Below are 18,228 nucleotides of genomic sequence, written 5' to 3'. Positions count from 1 at the left end.
CCGCTGCACACTTTTGCGCGACATGCTTTAGACTGGCTCAAGCGATTTCCTTCCATTAGTTCACGGCGATTCATGACAGATTTTCCCATCCCCTTCGAAGATGACGATCTTTTCGCTTCCGCGGGCCTGCGGCTGACCGTCGATCTGACCGCGCTGACGGAGAACTGGCGCGACATGGCGCGCCGCTCCGGCGCGGCGCGCGCCGCAGCCGTTGTCAAGGCGGATGCCTACGGCACGGGCATCGAGGATGCCGGTGAAGCGCTCTATATGGCCGGCGCCCGGGATTTCTTCGTTGCCACAGTCGACGAGGGCGTCACGCTTCGCCTCTATGCGCCAGAGGCGCGCATCTTCGTGCTCGCGGGCATATGGCCGGGCACCGAGCGGCGCTTTTTCGAAAACGATCTGGTGCCGGTGATTTCCTCCGACGAGCAGCTCGCCTTCTGGATGGCAGTGCTTGCCGACTACGGCGATTATCCCTGCGCACTGCATGTCGATACCGGCTTCAACCGGCTCGGACTGCACATGGACGATGCGATCGCGCTCGCCGACGACGTTTCGCGGCCGGCGAGCTTTGCGCCGGTGCTGGTCATGAGCCACCTCGCCTGCGGCGACGAGCCCAGCCATGCGATGAACCGGCAGCAGCTCGAATCATTCCGCAGGGTTAGCGCCGCCTATGAAGGTATCGATTCAAGCCTTGCCGCCTCGGCCGGCATTTTCCTTGGCGAGGATTATCACTTCGACCTGACCCGTCCCGGCATCGCGCTTTATGGCGGCGAGGCGGTCTGCGGCCGGGCCAATCCGATGCGGCCTGTGGCAACCGCGGAAGCGCGTATCATCCAGGTGCGCAGCGTCGAAGCCGGCGAGACCGTCAGCTATGGGCGGGCGCTGCAGCTTCGCCGCAAAAGCCGACTGGCGATCGCCTCGGCCGGGTATGCCGACGGCTACATGCGCGGGCTGTCGAGCGGCGGCGTGCCGCTGCGCCAGGCCGTGCCGCAGGGCGGGCTAGGCTTCATCGCCGGACACAAGGTGCCGGTCGCCGGCCGGATCACCATGGACCTGACGATCTTCGATATCACCGACCTGCCCGATAACGCCGTGCGCGCCGGCGATTATGTCGAGCTGTTCGGAAAGAATCTGCCCCTGGACGAGGTGGCGCGGGCGGCGGGCACGATCGGCTACGAGATCCTGACCAGCATGGGGCTGCGCCACGAACGGCGCTATGTCGTCGACGAGGAATAGCTTCCCCGTCAGCGGCTGCTGAGCGCCAGCCGGACACCGAGCGCCAGGAAAAGCGCGCCGAGGCCGCGATCGAGCCATAGCCCGATTCTTTGATTATGCCTGAGCGCATCGGCAAGCCGCCCTCCGAGAAGGACGAGCGGCGGTTCGATGAAGGCGGCGACGACGATGATGAGCCCGCCATGAAGCATGAGCTGGGTCCATGCCGGCCCTGCCCCTTCGACGACGAATTGCGGCAGGAAGGCCAGGAAGAAAATCGCCACCTTCGGATTGAGCAGCGACACCAGAATCCCCTGCCGGTAGATCTTCGCCGCCGGCAACTTTTCACCGGCAGCCTTTATCAAGCCATTGCCGCCGCCGGCGCGCAAAGCCTGGATTCCCAGCCAGACGAGATAGGCGGCGCCGATCCATTTGACCGCGGAGAAGGCGACCGAAGAAGCGGCGAGCACGGCGGAAAGGCCGAGCGCTGCCATCAGAACATGCAGGCAGGCGCCGGACCAGACGCCGAACAGTGCGGAAAAACCGGCGCGTTTTCCGCCTCTCATCGTGTGACCGAGGATGAAGGCGATGTCGGGCCCGGGCGACAGATTGAGCAGAACCGCGGCCGAGAGAAATGCAAACCAGTGCGCGAGCGAATAATCGAACATCTTCCACCGTTCAGGATGAGCAGAAGCAAAGGATAGGCACGGGAGGTGCTGATGGGAAAATCATTAGTTTTGATCCGTCGCGATAGCCATTATCTCAGGCACGACAGTGATTCGATGAAGCATGCATCTGCTTCGCTCGAGACCCCGGACTGAAAGAGTATTCGATGGCGAAGGCCAGGACACAATTCATCTGCCAGAGCTGCGGCACGGTTCATAACCGCTGGGCGGGCAAATGCGAGAACTGCGGCGAGTGGAACACCATCGTCGAAGAAGACCCGATGGGCGGGATCGGCTCAGGCCCCGGCAAGACGCCGAAGAAGGGGCGGCCGGTGACGCTGACGGCGCTGTCGGGCGAGATCGAGGAGGCGCCGCGCATCCATACCGCCATGTCGGAGCTCGACCGGGCGCTCGGCGGCGGCTTCGTGCGCGGGTCGGCGGTGCTGATCGGCGGCGATCCCGGTATCGGCAAATCAACGCTGCTGATGCAGGCCGCCGCCGCCCTTGCGCGGCGCGGCCACAAGATCATCTACGTCTCCGGCGAAGAAGCCGTCGCCCAGGTCCGGCTGCGGGCGCAGCGGCTTGCAGCGGCCGATACCGATGTGATGCTGGCGGCGGAAACCAATGTCGAGGATATTCTGGCGACGCTTGCCGAGGGCAAGCGGCCGGACCTCGTCATCATCGATTCCATCCAGACGCTGTGGAGCGAACTTGCCGAATCCGCCCCGGGAACGGTGACGCAGGTGCGCACCGGCGTGCAGGCGATGATCCGTTTCGCCAAGCAGACCGGGGCCGCCATGGTGCTCGTCGGGCACGTGACCAAGGACGGGCAGATCGCCGGACCGCGCGTCGTCGAGCACATGGTCGATGCCGTGCTCTATTTCGAGGGCGATCGCGGCCATCATTACCGCATCCTTCGCACGGTCAAGAACCGCTTCGGACCGACCGACGAGATCGGCGTCTTCGAAATGTCGGACAAGGGCTTACGCGAGGTCGCCAACCCCTCGGAACTCTTCCTCGGCGAGCGCAACGAAAAATCGCCCGGTGCTGCCGTCTTTGCCGGCATGGAGGGCACGCGCCCGGTGCTGGTCGAAGTCCAGGCGCTGGTGGCGCCAACCTCGCTCGGCACGCCCAGGCGCGCCGTGGTCGGCTGGGATTCGGCCCGGCTGTCGATGATCCTGGCGGTGCTGGAAGCCCATTGCGGCGTCAGGCTCGGCCAGCACGACGTCTATCTCAATATCGCCGGCGGCTACCGCATCACCGAACCGGCGGCCGATCTCGCCGTCGCCTCGGCGCTCGTTTCCTCGCTTGCCGGTATTGCCCTTCCCGCCGATTGCGTCTATTTCGGCGAAGTCAGCCTGTCGGGCGCCATCCGGCCGGTTGCGCACACCGCCCAGCGCCTCAAGGAAGCCGAGAAGCTGGGCTTTTCCGCAGCATTGCTTCCGTCCGCCTCCGCCGAACTGCCGAAGGGTTCCGGCGGACGCTGGAGTGAGGTCGAAAGCCTGCCGGATCTGGTTGCGCGCATCGCCGGGTCGAAGGGGGCGCTGCGTGTGGAAGACGAGGTTTGATCCTTTCATTGCCAAGATTGGTGATGATATAGGAGGCACACGATAAGGCACGACACGGCCGCCCAGCGGCAGTCCTGGAGTTGAATTTACATGCCCATTACGATTTTCGACGGTATTGTCATCGGCGTCGTGCTCTTCTCCGCCGTGCTGGCGATGGTCCGCGGCTTTTCGCGCGAGATCCTCTCGATCGCAAGCTGGGGCGGCTCGGCAGCAGCCGCCTATTACCTCTATCCCTACCTGCTGCCCTACGCGAAGAAATACACCGATGACGACCGCATCGCGATCGTCGGTTCGGCAGCGGTCGTCTTCCTGATCGCGCTCATCGTCATTTCCTTCATCACCATGAAGATCGCCGATTTCATCATCGACAGCCGCGTCGGCGCGCTCGACCGCACGCTCGGCTTCCTGTTCGGGGCTGCGCGCGGCGTGCTGCTGCTGGTCGTCGCCGTCGCTTTCTGGAACTGGCTGGTCGATGCCGACCACCGCCCGGCCTGGGTCAACGAAGCGAAGTCGAAGCCCTTCCTGGATTCGATGGTCGTGAAGCTGAAATCCGTTCTGCCGGAGCAATTTGCCCAGATGATACCGGCGAGCATCCGTGATAAGCTTCAGCCGCCGGCACAGGGCGGCGCTGAAGGCACCAATCCGCCGACGGGCGACCAGGCGCCGGCGGAAGACGCACCGACAGCGCCTGCACAGCAGCCGGCGAATTGACACAGTGTTCAAGAGCTTGACCCGCCTTCCGGTAATTGCCATTTGAGCGGGAGTTGAAATGAGAGGTCCGGCCGGGCATTCCAGCTCTGTCGGGCTTCAGCTATTTCTGGAAATGCCGATCCATTCTTGTGAGAGCAGAGGCCCGCAGAAATGAACCAGTCCCATTCCTTGCCCACCGACGATCCGCTCGACGGAGATACGCTGCATGAAGAATGCGGGGTTTTCGGAATTTTGGGACACCCCGATGCCGCGGCACTGACGGCTCTCGGCCTGCATGCTCTGCAGCATCGCGGGCAGGAAGCGGCCGGCATCGTCTCCTTCGACGGCAAGCGCTTCTACCAGGAGCGCCATATGGGGCTCGTCGGCGACCACTATACCAATCCGATGACGCTCGCCCGCCTGCCCGGCAGCATATCGATCGGTCATACCCGCTACTCGACAACCGGCGAAGTGGCGATGCGCAACGTGCAGCCGCTCTTTGCCGAACTTGAGGAAGGCGGCATTGCCGTTGCCCATAACGGTAATTTCACCAACGGCCTGACGCTGCGTCGCCAGATCATCGCGACCGGCGCCATCTGTCAGTCGACGTCCGATACCGAAGTGGTCCTCCACCTCATCGCCCGCTCCCGCCATGCCTCCACATCCGACCGCTTCATCGATGCCATCCGCCAGATGGAAGGCGGCTATTCGATGCTCGCGATGACGCGCACCAAGCTGATTGCAGCGCGTGACCCTACAGGCATCCGCCCACTTGTGATGGGCGAACTCGACGGCAAGCCGATCTTCTGCTCGGAAACCTGCGCGCTCGACATCATCGGCGCCAAATTCATCCGCGATGTCGAAAACGGCGAGGTCGTCATCTGCGAAATTCAGCCCGACGGCTCGATCAGCATCGATGCCCGCAAGCCCGGCAAGCCGCAGCCGGAGCGCCTCTGCCTGTTCGAATATGTCTATTTCGCCCGGCCGGACTCGGTCGTCGGCGGCCGCAACGTCTATACGACGCGCAAGAACATGGGCATGAACCTCGCCAAGGAATCGCCTGTCGAGGCCGACGTGGTCGTGCCGGTGCCGGATGGCGGCACGCCGGCGGCGCTCGGCTACGCACAGGAAAGCGGAATTCCCTTCGAATACGGCATCATCCGCAACCATTATGTCGGCCGCACCTTCATCGAGCCGACCCAGCAGATCCGCGCCTTCGGCGTGAAGCTGAAACATTCCGCCAACCGGGCGATGATCGAAGGCAAGCGCGTGGTGCTGGTCGATGATTCCATCGTGCGCGGTACGACGTCTCTGAAGATCGTCCAGATGATCCGCGAGGCTGGTGCGCGCGAAGTCCATCTCCGCGTCGCCAGTCCGATGATCTTCTTCCCCGACTTCTACGGCATCGACACGCCCGATGCCGAAAAGCTCTTGGCCAACCAATATGCCGATGTCGAAGCCATGGCCAAATATATCGGCGCCGATTCGCTTGCCTTCCTGTCGATCAACGGGCTCTACCGCGCCGTCGGCGGCGAGGACCGCAATCCGGCCCGCCCGCAGTTCACCGACCATTACTTCACCGGTGACTATCCGACCCGCCTGCTCGACAAGAACGGCGAGTCGATGGGCAACAAGCTTTCGATGCTTGCCAGCAACGGCTGAGCCGCCGCTGCATTAACCTCCCTTCCGAGGGGCTGTTGCGCCCCTCGCCTTCGCAAGCAAATCCGGAACCGGAGCAGATGAATATCAATCTTGAGGGCAAGATCGCACTCGTCACCGGTGCATCGCGCGGCATTGGCTATTTCACGGCGCTTGAGCTTGCGAAAGCCGGCGCCCATGTCATCGCCTGCGCCCGCACGGTCGGCGGGCTCGAGGATCTCGATGACGCGATCAAGGCCATCGGCGGCACGGCGACACTGGTGCCCTTCGACCTGGCGGACATGAACGCAATCGACGCGCTCGGCGGCTCGATCTTCGAACGCTGGGGCAAACTCGATATCCTCGTCGCCAATGCCGGCGTACTCGGCGTCATCTCGCCGATCGGCCATATCGAGGCGAAGGTGTTCGAGAAGGTGATGACCATCAACGTCACTGCGACATGGCGGCTGATCCGATCGGTCGACCCGCTGCTCGCCCGCTCGGATGGCGGCCGCGCCGTCATCCTGTCATCGGGTGCCGCCCATAAATGCCGGCCTTTCTGGAGCGCCTATTCCGCCTCCAAGGCCGCCGTCGAGGCACTGGCCCGGACCTGGGCCGGCGAAAGCCAATCGACGCCGTTGCGCATCACCAGCGTCGATCCCGGCGCGACCCGCACGGCGATGCGCGCCCAGGCGGTGCCCGGCGAAGATCCGCAGACGCTGCCGCATCCTTCCGAGGTCGCCAAGGCGATCCTGCCTCTGCTCGGCCCCGGCGTGACCGAGACGGGCAAACTGTTCATTGTGCGGGACAATAAGCTCGCCGATTACCGGCTGCCGGAATAAGCCAGGCTCACTTGGCTGCAACTGCCGGGAACAGATGCGCGAAGCCTGTCTCCGACGGGCAGAGCGCATTGAGGTCCACCGCCCCCTGAATGCCGTTGACACTGCCATTGTCGGAAAATTGCCAGATCGACCAACGACCGCAGCCTTGCTGCGCCGGTTCCTGAAACACGCTCCGCAGCCAGAGGTAATGATCGGGGAAGCGGGATTCATTGCCCTTTAGATACTGATCGTAGAACTCCTGGGTGACATAGAAAATCGGCTTTTCTGGAAAGGCACCCTTCAGCTCGGCGAAGAAGGCGTTCACCTCAGTCGCCATTTCCTCGACCGTCGGGACCTTGTTGCAATTGCCGACGAACTCCAGATCGACGGTGATGGGCAGGGTCCCCGGCTGCCGCGGCACGGTCGCCAGGACATTCTGCGCCTGATCCTTGCCCGGGCGGCAGAAGGTGAAGAAATGATAAGCGCCCCTGACCATTCCGGCATCGCCGGCGCGCTGCCAATTGTCGGCGAACCTCGAATCCTTGTGGTCGCCGCCTTCGGTCGCCTTCATAATCGCAAAGCGCACGTTCGGCTGCGCGGCCACCGTCTTCCAATCGATATCGCCCTGGTGATGGCTGACATCGATGCCCTGGATCGGATAGGTTGACAAAGACGGATTATTGAAACGAAGCATACCGAAATCGTATGCGAAATATGCGGTCGATGCGACTGCCAGAATTGCAATCGCTCCGATCATCCCCCGGCCCCAGCCTCTCACGCAGTCCTCTCCTATTGAGCAACTCCCAACTGCCCATAAGCGATTTGCGCCACGAAAATGGCAGGTGAGCCGTGCCGCGGATCATCGCTTGCCCCTCTTGACCAAAGGTCATTCCCGCGCCATAAATCCCGCCATGAAAACGGTTATCTGCATTATCTGCCGGAAGATTATTCGCTAGCGCACGCGCTGGCCCGGCCGTTTTCGTCTCCCAAATAGTCAGATGCGAAACGCCCCGGCCCGCCGGTCGCGATATTTTTCTAGTTGTGCTTATGGGAGAGTGGAATGGGCGGCATGCCGGAACTGAAGCTGTACAACACGCTGACACGGGAAGAATCGGTCTTTGCGCCGATCGATCCGGACAATGTCCGCATGTATGTCTGCGGCCCGACCGTCTATGATTTCGCTCATATCGGCAACGCCCGCCCGGTCATCGTCTTCGACGTGCTGTTCCGGCTGCTGCGCCATGTCTATGGCGAGGATCACGTCACCTATGCCCGCAACATCACGGATGTCGACGACAAGATCAATGCGCGGGCGCTGAGGGATCATCCGGGCCTGCCGCTCAACCAAGCGATCCGGGCGGTCACCCAAAGGACCGAGACGCAGTTTCACGCCGATGTCGCCGAACTCGGCTGCCTGGAGCCGAGCGTCGAGCCGCGCGCCACCGACAATATCGTTGAGATGACCGAGATCATCGAGAAGCTGATCGGCAACGGCCATGCCTATGTGGCAGCGGGCGAAGTGCTGTTCGACACTAAGTCCATGGCGGATTACGGCCAGCTTTCGAAGCGCCCGCTCGACGAACAGCAGGCAGGCGCCCGCGTCGCCGTCGATGCGCATAAAAAGAACCCGGGCGATTTCGTGCTCTGGAAGCTGTCGAGCCACAACGAACCCGGCTGGGAGAGCCCATGGGGCCGTGGCCGACCGGGCTGGCATATCGAATGCTCGGCGATGAGCCGGCGTTATCTCGGCGATATCTTCGACATTCACGGCGGCGGGCTGGACCTGATCTTCCCGCACCATGAAAACGAGATCGCCCAGTCACGTTGCGCCCATGGCACCAAGGTGATGGCGAATGTCTGGATGCACAACGGCTTCGTGCAGGTCGAAGGCCGCAAAATGTCGAAATCCGAAGGCAATTTCGTCACCATTCACGATCTGCTGCATACGCAGATTTTCGGCGGCCGCAAATGGCCGGGCGAGGTGCTGCGCCTTGCGATGCTGATGACCCATTACCGCGAGCCGATCGATTTCTCGATCAAGCGGCTGGAAGAGGCTGAACGCCTGCTCGCCAAATGGCCGGCGACGGAAGCCGGCGATGCCGCGCCGGATGAAACCGTGCTGACCGCGCTCGCCGACGACCTCAACACGGTCGCGGCGGTGCAGGCCTTACATGCGCTGGCGCAGGCCGCCCATAACGATCCCGCCGCGGCCGCCCGTTTTGCCGCGACGGCTGCGTTCCTCGGCCTGCTGCCGAAGAAAGCCGAAATCGACCAGGCCGTCGCAGCGGCGGTCGATGCGTTGGTCGCCATGCGGCTTGAAATGCTGAAGGCGAAAAACTTCGCCGAAGCCGACAAGATCCGCGACGAACTGACGGCAAAGGGCATCCAGCTGAAAGACGGCAAGGATGCGGCGACCGGCGAGCGGGTGACGACGTGGGAGGTCAAGCGGTGAGACCCGTGTCTTCGGATAAGGCCCCTCCCCAACCCCTCCCCACAATGGGGAGGGGCTACGGCGCTGTACTGCTCCGAAGCGACCTCACCGCAAACGCAAGCCTTCGAGGCGGGAATGAAGGCGGCATCACGGGAGAGCCCTCCCCCTTGTGGGGAGGGTTGGGAGGGGTTCTCTTTTTCTCATCCACATTGTTGCGGAGGGATTGTCCATGACCACCTATACCGGCGGCTGCCAGTGTGGCGCGGTGCGCTTTCGCGTCAGCGGCGAACTCAAAGATTCGTCGATCTGTCATTGCCGCATGTGCCAGAAGGCGTTCGGCGCCTACTATGCGCCGCTGGTCTCGGTGCGCGGCGCCGATTTCGCGTGGACACGCGGCGAGCGAAAAAAGTTCCGCTCTTCCAATTTCGTCGAGCGCGGCTTCTGCGGCGATTGCGGCACGCCGCTCTCCTACGAGGCGCCTGACGGGGTTGCAATTGCCGCAGGCGCCTTCGACGATCCTTCGGCGCTTCCGCCGGTCGTGCAATACGGCATCGAGGGGAAGATCGGCTTCGTCGATCATCTGCACGAGTTGCCGGGGCACCGGACGGAAGAGGATGCGCAAGCCGCCCCCTTCGTGCTCGAACTCGTCTCCTACCAGCATCCCGATCATGAGACCCAGACATGGCCACCCAAGGAGCCCAGATGACAGCGGACGCGGACAAAAACGGCGGGTGCCAGTGCGGAGCGGTGCGTTACCGCGCCGAAGGCGAAGTCGGTTATCCCCATCTTTGCCATTGCCGCATGTGCCAGAAAGCGGCCGGCAATTATTTCATGCCGCTTGGCGGCGTAAAGCACAGCAATTTCACCCTGACGCGCGGCGCGGCGAAATGGTTCCACTCCTCTGACCTCGTGCGGCGCGGTTTCTGCGGCGATTGCGGCACGCCGCTGTTCTACGATATTCCGGGGACGGATTTCATCAACATCACCCTCGGCTCGCTGGACGATCCCGACGTGGTCAAGCCGGTGATGCAATCGAACACCGGCCGCAAGATGTCCTGGTTTCACGCACTCGACGGCCTGCCGCTCGAACCAGAGCCCGAAACGCCCGACCGCGAGGATGCGATTGCGGCAAGCAACCATCAGCACCCCGACCACGACACGAAAAGCTGGCCCCTCGGAGAAATCTCATGACGGACACGATAAAAACAGGCGGCTGCCAGTGCGGCGCCGTGCGCTTCCGCATCTCGGGCAAGTTGGGGCGCCCCTCGATCTGCCATTGCCGCATGTGCCAGAAGCAGTTCGGCGGCTTCTTCTCCGCCCTAGTCACCGCGCCTGAGGAAGCGATGGAATGGACGCGCGGCGCGCCGAGCTACTTTCAATCCTCGGTCAATATCGAGCGCGGCTTCTGCAGCAATTGCGGCACGCCGATGACCTATCGTCATCCGGGCGGGCTGGAGCTTGCGATCGGCACCTTCGACGATCGCAGCGACCTGGCGCCGCAAATCCAGGTCAATTACGACGCCCGCCTGCCCTGGGTCGAGGAGATCTTCGAGGCGCCGGTGCTGAAGGATCAGGATTTCTACGCACGGCAGGAGGCGATCATCTCCTTCCAGCATCCCGATCACGATACCGAAGTCTGGCCCGCGAAAGGCGTGAAAATATGACCGAGAGACTGCGCACGCTCTATCCTGAAATCGAAGCCTATGCCTCAGGCCATCTCGATGTCGGTGACGGCCATGTGATCTATTGGGAGCGCTCGGGAACGCCTGGCGCCAAGCCCGCCGTCTTCCTGCATGGCGGCCCCGGCGGCGGCTTCTCGCCTACCCATCGCCGGCTTTTCGATCCCGCCCTCTACGACGTCGTGCTGTTCGACCAGCGCGGTTGCGGCAGGTCGACGCCGCATGCCGAGCTCAATGCCAACACGACCTGGCACCTCGTCGCCGATATCGAGCGGCTGCGGGAAATGGCCGGCGTCGACAGCTGGCAGGTGTTCGGCGGCTCCTGGGGTTCGACGCTGGCGCTCGCCTATGCCGAGGCGCATCCGGAGCGCGTCTCCGAGATCATCGTGCGCGGCATCTATACGCTGACCAAGGCCGAGCTCGACTGGTACTATCAGTTCGGCGTCTCGGAAATGTTCCCGGACAAGTGGGAGCGCTTCATCGCGCCCATTCCGCCCGATGAGCGGCATGAGATGATGCATGCCTATCATCGCCGCCTGACGCATGAGGACAGAAGGGTGCGCCTTGCGGCCGCGCAGGCCTGGAGCATCTGGGAAGGCGAAACGATCACGCTGCTGCCCGAGCCTTCGACGAGCGGCAAGTTCGAGGAACCGGAATTCGCCTATGCATTTGCGCGCATCGAGAACCATTTCTTCGTCAATGCCGGCTGGATGGACGAGGGACAGCTGATCCGCGACGCCGGCCGGCTGAAGGATATTCCCGGCGTCATCGTGCACGGCCGCTACGACATGCCCTGCCCGGCAAAATATGCCTGGCTGCTGCACAAGGCCTGGCCGAAGGCGGAATTCCACCTGATCGAGGGTGCGGGGCATGCGTATTCGGAGCCGGGAATTCTCGACCAACTGATCAGGGCGACAGACAAGTTTGCCGGGAAGACAAACTGATTGTTTGAGGTAGCCTCTCACCCTAGCCCTCTCCCCGCGCGCGGGGAGAGGGGACGAGCTCTGCGATACGGCGCGGCATCTCCCTTCTCCCCGTCAGAACGGGGAGAAGGTGGCGGCAGCCGGATGAGGGGCTGCATCCGCATTCCAACAACACCCGCTTGCCGGGAGGAAACGACATGAAAGAACGCATCTATCTGTTCGACACGACGCTGCGGGACGGGCAGCAGACGCCCGGGATCGATTTCTCGGTCGAGGACAAGATTGCGATCGCCGCGATGCTGGACGAATTCGGCATCGATTACGTCGAGGGCGGCTATCCCGGCGCCAATCCGACCGATACCACCTTTTTCAGCGAGAAGCGCACCAGCCAGGCCAGCTTCGTCGCCTTCGGCATGACGAAGCGGGCGGGCGTTTCGGTTTCCAACGATCCCGGCATTGCCGGGCTGCTGCAGGCGAAATCCGACGCCATCTGTTTCGTCGCCAAGAGCTGGGATTATCATGTCGCGGTGGCGCTCGGCTGCACCAATGAGGAAAACCTCGAAAGCATCGCCGAAAGCGTCAAGGCGGCGGTCGGCGCCGGCAAGGAAGCGATCGTCGATTGCGAGCATTTCTTCGACGGTTTCAAGGCCAATCCGGCCTATGCGCTCGCCTGTGCCAAGACCGCCTATGAGAGTGGCGCCCGCTGGGTCGTGCTTTGCGACACCAATGGCGGCACGCAGCCGCCGGAGGTACGCACCATTGTCGAGGCGGTGATCGCTTCAGGCGTTCCCGGCCGCTGTCTCGGCATCCATGCCCATAACGATACCGGCCAGGCGGTCGCCAATTCGCTGGCTGCCGTCGAAGCCGGCGTCCGGCAGATCCAGGGCACGCTGAACGGCATCGGCGAGCGCTGCGGCAACGCCAATCTGGTGACGCTTATCCCGACCTTGGCGCTGAAGAGCGCTTATAATACACGTTTCGAAACGGCGATCGATGAGGAGCGGCTGCTCAATCTCACCCGGCTCTCGCACGCTTTCGACGAGTTGCTCAACCGCTCGCCCGATCATCAGATGCCTTATGTCGGCGCCTCCGCTTTCGCCACCAAGGCCGGCATCCATGCGTCGGCGCTGATCAAGGACCCGAGGACCTACGAACATGTGCCGCCGGAGAGCGTCGGCAATTTCCGCAAGGTCATGGTGTCGGACCAGGGCGGCAAAGCGAACTTCATCAATGCGCTGAAGCGGCGCGGCATCGTGGTCGCCAAGGACGATCCGAAGCTCGATCTGCTGATCTCGATCGTCAAGGACCGTGAATCGATCGGCTATGCCTATGAGGGTGCCGATGCGAGCTTCGAACTGTTGGCGCATCGCACGCTCGGCACGATACCGGAATTCTTCACCATCGAAGGCTTCCGGGTGATGATCGAGCGCCGCTTCGACAGTCTCGGCCGCGTGAAGATCGTCTCGGAAGCGGTGGTCAAGATCACGATCGACGGCCAGACGCTGATGTCGGTTGCCGATGCCGAAGGCCCGGTCAACGCGCTCGACCTGGCGCTGCGCAAGGATTTCGGCAAGTACCAGCACGAGATCGACGATCTCGTGCTCGCCGATTTCAAGGTGCGTATCCTCAATGGCGGCACGGCGGCAATCACCCGCGTGCTGATCGAATCCACCGACAGCGATGGCGTGCGCTGGTGGACGGTCGGCGTTTCCGAGAACATCATCGACGCTTCGTTCCAGGCGCTGATGGATTCCGTCATCTACAAGCTGATGAAGAACCGGCAGCTTGCCGGCAAGATCGCAGCGGAATAATCTGTTTGCCGGTTCGGCTAACCGCGGGCAAACGCCGCCAGCGTCTCGCCCGCCATCCTATAGCGGATCCATTCCTTCTGCGGCTCCGCGCCAATCGCCTCGTAGACACGGATCGAGGGTTCGTTCCAGTCGAGCACGCTCCATTCGAAGCGGCCGCAACCCTTCTCCAGCGCGATCTGCGCCAGGCGCCGCAGCAGCGCCTTGCCCGCGCCCGAACCGCGCGCGTCCGGCGTTACGTAGAGATCCTCTAGATAAAGACCGTTCTTCGCTTGCCAGGTCGAATAGTTGAAGAAATAGACCGCCATGCCGATGGCTTGACCCTCGCGTTCGCAGATCAGCGCATGCGTGACTGAACCGTCCCCGAAGATCGCCGCACGCGTGCTTTCCTCGGTCGCCTCGACCTCGTGGATCGCCTTTTCATAATCGGCCAATTCGCGGACAAATCGCAGGATCGTTGCCGCGTCTGAAGGCGTTGCAGGGCGTACGGTAAGGGTCATGTGAGAGGCTCCTGGTCTGGCGCTTGGCGTTCCAGATGAAAGAACCTGCCGGGCCTGTCAACTGAATGCGCAGATCATCAGCGGGGTTCCCTCGATTGGTCCACCTGTCGCCCGCTCGCGGCAGTCTGGAACAGGATTCGGATTTTTGGAGACCGATATCAGCCTTTGCCGCTATCATCCGTTCATTCTTCTCCCATCCGCTTCAAATCCTCTTAGCCTTTATTCAACGAAATGAATTGGCCTATTCACGGCGCTTAAGCTAGGCCGGATCAGAAGCAGAACAAAGATGGAAACACCCCGATGTCGACCGATGCATCCGTTCCCCTGGCCAAGAACGAAGACAGTCCGCGCGGTTTTGCCTTCGCGCTGACGGCCTATCTGCTCTGGGGCTTCCTGCCGATCTACATGAAGGCGGTGGCGCATATCTCGCCGGCCGAGGTGATCGCCCACCGCATCGTCTGGTCGCTGCCGCTGGCCGGCATCGTGCTGATCGTGCTCGGGCGCACGGCGGACATCGCCACGGCGCTGCGCTCGCCGCGTATGCTGGCGATGGCGGCGCTGACGGCGTCGCTGATCACCGTCAACTGGGGCACCTATGTCTGGGCGATCGGCGCCGGCCATTCGCTCGACGCAGCGCTCGGCTATTTCATCAATCCGCTGTTCAGCATCTTCCTCGGCGCGGTGCTGCTAAAGGAAAAGCTGCAGCCGCTGCAGATCGCGGCGATCGCGCTGGCAGCACTTGCCGTCGCCATTCTCGCATTCGACAGCGGCGGCATTCCGTGGGTGGCGCTGACGCTGGCAATCAGCTGGGGTTTCTATGCCTTGCTGCGCAAGACGCTGCCGCTCGGGCCGAACCAGGGCTTTTTCCTCGAAGTGCTGATCCTCAGCGGCCCTGCCCTGCTCTATATCCTTTATCTCGAATTCGGCAGCGGCCAGGGCCATCTCTACCGCACCGGCCTTGCCGACACGACGCTGCTGCTCGGCTGCGGCGTCATCACCGCCGTGCCGCTGATGATCTATGCCAATGGCGCCAAGCTGCTGAAGCTGTCGACGATCGGCATCATGCAGTATATCGCGCCGACGATGATCTTCCTGATCGCCGTCTTCATCTTTCACGAGCCGCTCGGCACGGCGCGCATGATCGCCTTTCCACTGATCTGGGCGGGGCTGTTCCTCTATAGCTGGTCGATGCTGAAGGGAAGCCGCGGGCGCTGAACGGCGGGCGCCGGAGACGCCGGCCCCTCGCCTACATTTTCGAGATCACTTCATCCTCGCCGTTACGATCAGCGGCGAGCTGGGCTGCCTGAGCCATGATTGCCGGAATGATGCCGGAGATCTCATCGACGACAAGCGGCTGCACCCGGTGAGCGGTGTGCAGGAAGCCCTCTTCTGTCATGTGGCGCATCAGCTCCATCATCGGATCCCAGAAACCGTCGACGTTGGCAAAGACCATCGGCTTTTCATGGCGGCCGAGCTGCGCCCAGGTCATGATCTCGACGATCTCCTCCAGCGTACCGATGCCGCCGGGCAGCGCGACGAAAGCATCGGAACGCTCGAACATCGTATGTTTGCGCGCATGCATGTCAGGGGTTACAATAAGTTCGTTAAGTTGACCGAGCGAGTGGCGAGTCGCTTCCATATCGATCAGGAATTCGGGGATGATGCCCGTGACCTGGCCGCCGCCTGAAAGCGCGCCGCTGGCAACCGCGCCCATGATGCCTTTGGTACCCCCGCCATAGACGAGGCGCAGGCCGTATTCGGCGATCTCTCGTCCGAGAGCACGCCCGGCCGCCATGTGGGAAGGATCGCGTCCCGGCCTTGAGCCGCAGTAAACGCAGATGGATCGAATCGATACAGATTGTTCGGTCATAGAGGCAAACAACTATTCCATTTCAATGCAGTCAAGAAAATTGACTGGAAAGCAGCCTACCTAGCTTGCCGAATTGCTTTGAATGCTTGTGCAAAGCAACGGGAATCGCTAGCAATTTCGGTTACTACGGCAAATTGCCGCCTGGGGAGACATAATGATGAAGAACCGTGCCGGCTTGCTGGCCCTTGCAGTGCTCGTAATCGCAATCCTACTGATGGTATTTTTCGTCATGCCGCGCATTGGCGGCGATGCAGCCAAGGTCGGCGACGCCATCAACCAGGCGAGCACGGAGCTCAAGGACACGGTTAACGAGTCGGCAAAAACATCGCGCTCGGCCGTGGCCGACGCGGCCGGCGTCGCCGATAAGGTGGGTCGCCTATCGGCCAATGCGAGCGTGTCGCTTACCGAACTCAAGGCACTGTTTGCTGACGGCAAGGGCCCCGCCGACGACGTCTTCACCGCTGCCAAGACGAAGGCCGTCGATGCGCTGAGCGCGCTTGCCGGTTTCGCAATCCCCGAGGGGCTCGATCCGGCGACCCAGGCACTTGCCGTCAAGGCGAAGGATGGCGGCACGAAGGCGCTCGCCATTGTCCAGTCGCTACCGGAGAACATTACCGAAGCGCTTGCCGCGATCGCCAAGGCCGAGGCTGCGCTGACCGGTGCGCCTGAGCCTGCGGCGAGCACGGCTGCGGCGAATGCCGGCCCGAAGCTTCCCGCATTCGACGTCCTGCGCGTCGAGCCCGATGGCTCGACGGTGATCGCCGGCTCCGCCGAACCGAACGGCAAGCTCGAAGTGCTTGACGGCGAAAAGGTCGTGACGACAGCCAATGTCGATGCCAGCGGCGATTTCGCCGCCGTTCTCGACGATCCGCTTGCGGCGGGCGACCACCAGCTGGTGCTGAAGTTTACCGGCAAGGACGGCAAGAGCACGCTTTCCGAAGAGGTTGCGACCATCTCCGTACCGAAGGACGGCAACGGCGCCAATCTGCTCGCCATGGTCTCCAAACCCGGCGCGGCGAGCCGCATCATCACCGCGCCGAAGGCCGGCACCGAAGTCGCCGATGCCTCCAACCCGATGGCGCCGCCAACAGACAAGCCAGCAACGGGCGCAGGTTCGGCTGCGCCTGCTGCGACCGTTGCGCCAACCGGCGAGCTGGCGCTGCAGACGCCCAACCTAACCGACGCCGCCTCCGGCGGCCTAGCGACGGCCCCCGCCGTTCCCGGCACCGCCGCACCCGACAAGTCGAATGCGCCCGATGTGATGGTCAACGCCGTCGAAATCGAGGGCAACAAGATTTTCATTGCCGGCACGGCGCGCGCCAACGCCAAGGTCCTCGGTTACGCCGACGACAGCCTTGTCGGCCAGGACACCGCCGGCTCCGATGGCCATTTCGTTATCGACGGCGTGGTGGCGCTCTCGGTCGGCGACCACAAGATCCGCGTCGATGTCGTCGATCCCGCCGGCAAGGTGATCGTGCGTGCAGCGGTGAATTTCAATCGCCCGGCCGGCGACCAGGTCAGGGTCGCGGCGCAATCCGTCCCAGCCGACGCAAATGGCGCCTCCTCGATGGTGCCGCTCGACGAAGGCGAACTCGGCAAGCGCAAGGCCGAAGTCGGCAAGGCCTTCGGCCTGCTGAAGGGGCTGTTTGCCGATGGCAAGCTGCCCGGCGCCGAACAGCTTGCGGCGGCGCGCTCGGCAACCGAATTCGCATTGCGCTCGGTCGCAGATTTCCGGCCGGGATCCGATGCGCCCGACACGTTCAAGCAAGCGTCCGGCGCCGCCTCGCAGACCGCGACAAGCGCCTTGAAGATGCTGCAGGGCCTGCCGAAGGATGCAAAATCCGTCGGCGCAGGCCTCGACGGCCTGGGGGCGATCATCGCCGGCCTCTCCGCGTCCCCCGCACCGGCGGCACCGGCGGCGCCTGGTGCAACCGACGCGGCAGGCAACCAGCCGAAGACGATCGAACAGGCGCCGCTGACGGCAAACAACGCGGCGGTGATCATCCGCCGCGGCGACACGCTGTGGCAGATTTCGCGCCGCACCTATGGGCTCGGCGTTCGTTACACGACGATCTACATCGCCAATGAGGACAAGATCGTGGATCCGGATCGCATCCGCCCCGGCCAGATCTTCGGTCTGCCGAAGGATGTACTGCCGAACGCCGAGGAACTGCACCGCAAACGCCTGTCCAACCGACACCTCTAAAGCGCGTCGCGATCTTTCAGATTCGCTCCCCGCGCTTTAGCTCTTTGTTTTCGCATGTCGTTGCCGCAAACCCGCTGCACACTTTTGCGCGACATGCTTTAAGCGCCAAACACCGTAACGAGGCCGGGCGGGATAACCGCCCGGCCTCTCTTTTCCTGAACCCCGCACTTGTTGTATTCATCCGCCCGGCATCCTATCTGGCGGTGGCGGGGGA

At 62.8% G+C, this 18,228-nt stretch carries 17 protein-coding genes; 13 read left to right on the top strand and 4 right to left on the bottom strand.

Annotation, left to right across the window (positions count from 1 at the left end; genetic code table 11):
- Positions 1 to 72: 72 nt before the first annotated feature.
- Positions 73 to 1,239, top strand: a complete 1,167-nt coding sequence (gene alr / locus FHX03_RS26490) for an alanine racemase (protein ID WP_183856241.1) — start codon at positions 73 to 75, stop codon at positions 1,237 to 1,239.
- Between the two features lie 8 nt (positions 1,240 to 1,247).
- On the opposite strand, the gene FHX03_RS26485 is transcribed toward alr, so the two are convergent.
- Complete coding sequence (locus tag FHX03_RS26485) at positions 1,248 to 1,883, bottom strand: LysE family translocator (protein ID WP_183856239.1); 636 nt, start codon at positions 1,881 to 1,883, stop codon at positions 1,248 to 1,250.
- Positions 1,884 to 2,047: 164 nt separating this feature from the next.
- On the opposite strand from FHX03_RS26485, the gene radA reads away from it, so the two are divergent.
- From radA to FHX03_RS26465, 4 genes are all read left to right on the top strand, one after another.
- Positions 2,048 to 3,448 carry a DNA repair protein RadA gene (gene radA / locus FHX03_RS26480; RefSeq protein ID WP_097626923.1) on the top strand — a complete coding sequence of 467 codons (1,401 nt, stop codon included), beginning with the start codon at positions 2,048 to 2,050 and terminating at the stop codon, positions 3,446 to 3,448.
- 90 nt (positions 3,449 to 3,538) lie between these two features.
- A complete protein-coding gene (locus tag FHX03_RS26475) occupies positions 3,539 to 4,159 on the top strand; it encodes a CvpA family protein (RefSeq protein ID WP_097626921.1) in 621 nt (206 codons plus the stop codon).
- 150 nt (positions 4,160 to 4,309) lie between these two features.
- Entirely contained in the window at positions 4,310 to 5,800 is a 1,491-nt protein-coding gene (gene purF, locus FHX03_RS26470) for an amidophosphoribosyltransferase (protein ID WP_097626919.1), read from the top strand.
- 77 nt (positions 5,801 to 5,877) lie between these two features.
- Complete coding sequence (locus FHX03_RS26465; RefSeq protein WP_097626917.1) at positions 5,878 to 6,618, top strand: SDR family NAD(P)-dependent oxidoreductase; 741 nt, start codon at positions 5,878 to 5,880, stop codon at positions 6,616 to 6,618.
- Positions 6,619 to 6,625: 7 nt separating this feature from the next.
- On the opposite strand, the gene FHX03_RS26460 is transcribed toward FHX03_RS26465, so the two are convergent.
- Entirely contained in the window at positions 6,626 to 7,354 is a 729-nt protein-coding gene (locus FHX03_RS26460) for a GH25 family lysozyme (protein WP_097626915.1), read from the bottom strand.
- Positions 7,355 to 7,657: 303 nt separating this feature from the next.
- Between FHX03_RS26460 and cysS the strand changes: the two genes are divergently transcribed.
- The 6 genes from cysS (at position 7,658) to cimA (ending at position 13,441) form a co-directional block, all read left to right on the top strand.
- Positions 7,658 to 9,049 carry a cysteine--tRNA ligase gene (gene cysS, locus FHX03_RS26455; RefSeq protein WP_183856237.1) on the top strand — a complete coding sequence of 464 codons (1,392 nt, stop codon included), beginning with the start codon at positions 7,658 to 7,660 and terminating at the stop codon, positions 9,047 to 9,049.
- 208 nt (positions 9,050 to 9,257) lie between these two features.
- Positions 9,258 to 9,734, top strand: coding sequence for a GFA family protein (locus FHX03_RS26450; protein ID WP_097626909.1), 477 nt, complete (start codon positions 9,258 to 9,260; stop codon positions 9,732 to 9,734).
- Positions 9,731 to 10,219, top strand: a complete 489-nt coding sequence (locus tag FHX03_RS26445) for a GFA family protein (RefSeq protein ID WP_183856235.1) — start codon at positions 9,731 to 9,733, stop codon at positions 10,217 to 10,219. Before FHX03_RS26450 ends, FHX03_RS26445 begins: the two co-directional genes overlap by 4 nt.
- A complete protein-coding gene (locus FHX03_RS26440) occupies positions 10,216 to 10,692 on the top strand; it encodes a GFA family protein (RefSeq protein WP_097626905.1) in 477 nt (158 codons plus the stop codon). The genes FHX03_RS26445 and FHX03_RS26440 overlap by 4 nt, the downstream gene beginning before the upstream one ends.
- Positions 10,689 to 11,651, top strand: a complete 963-nt coding sequence (gene pip, locus FHX03_RS26435) for a prolyl aminopeptidase (protein WP_183856233.1) — start codon at positions 10,689 to 10,691, stop codon at positions 11,649 to 11,651. The genes FHX03_RS26440 and pip overlap by 4 nt, the downstream gene beginning before the upstream one ends.
- Positions 11,652 to 11,827: 176 nt before the next feature.
- Positions 11,828 to 13,441 carry a citramalate synthase gene (gene cimA / locus FHX03_RS26430; protein WP_183856231.1) on the top strand — a complete coding sequence of 538 codons (1,614 nt, stop codon included), beginning with the start codon at positions 11,828 to 11,830 and terminating at the stop codon, positions 13,439 to 13,441.
- A 17-nt stretch (positions 13,442 to 13,458) separates the two neighbouring features.
- Here the strand turns inward: cimA and FHX03_RS26425 are convergent, their stop codons facing one another.
- Positions 13,459 to 13,938, bottom strand: a complete 480-nt coding sequence (locus FHX03_RS26425; protein WP_183856229.1) for a GNAT family N-acetyltransferase — start codon at positions 13,936 to 13,938, stop codon at positions 13,459 to 13,461.
- A 300-nt stretch (positions 13,939 to 14,238) separates the two neighbouring features.
- On the opposite strand from FHX03_RS26425, the gene rarD reads away from it, so the two are divergent.
- Positions 14,239 to 15,153, top strand: a complete 915-nt coding sequence (rarD, locus tag FHX03_RS26420; RefSeq protein WP_097626897.1) for an EamA family transporter RarD — start codon at positions 14,239 to 14,241, stop codon at positions 15,151 to 15,153.
- Between the two features lie 31 nt (positions 15,154 to 15,184).
- On the opposite strand, the gene FHX03_RS26415 is transcribed toward rarD, so the two are convergent.
- Positions 15,185 to 15,808 carry a TIGR00730 family Rossman fold protein gene (locus FHX03_RS26415; protein ID WP_097626895.1) on the bottom strand — a complete coding sequence of 208 codons (624 nt, stop codon included), beginning with the start codon at positions 15,806 to 15,808 and terminating at the stop codon, positions 15,185 to 15,187.
- Between the two features lie 154 nt (positions 15,809 to 15,962).
- Between FHX03_RS26415 and FHX03_RS26410 the strand changes: the two genes are divergently transcribed.
- Positions 15,963 to 18,014: a LysM peptidoglycan-binding domain-containing protein gene (locus FHX03_RS26410; RefSeq protein WP_183856227.1), complete on the top strand. Its 2,052-nt coding sequence runs from the start codon at positions 15,963 to 15,965 to the stop codon at positions 18,012 to 18,014.
- Positions 18,015 to 18,228 lie beyond the last annotated feature (214 nt).

The organism is Rhizobium sp. BK456, assembly GCF_014194045.1.
Taxonomy (GTDB): domain Bacteria; phylum Pseudomonadota; class Alphaproteobacteria; order Rhizobiales; family Rhizobiaceae; genus Rhizobium; species Rhizobium redzepovicii.
The sequence above is the reverse complement of the archived record's forward strand: the minus strand, read 5'-3'. Positions and strand labels throughout refer to the sequence as shown.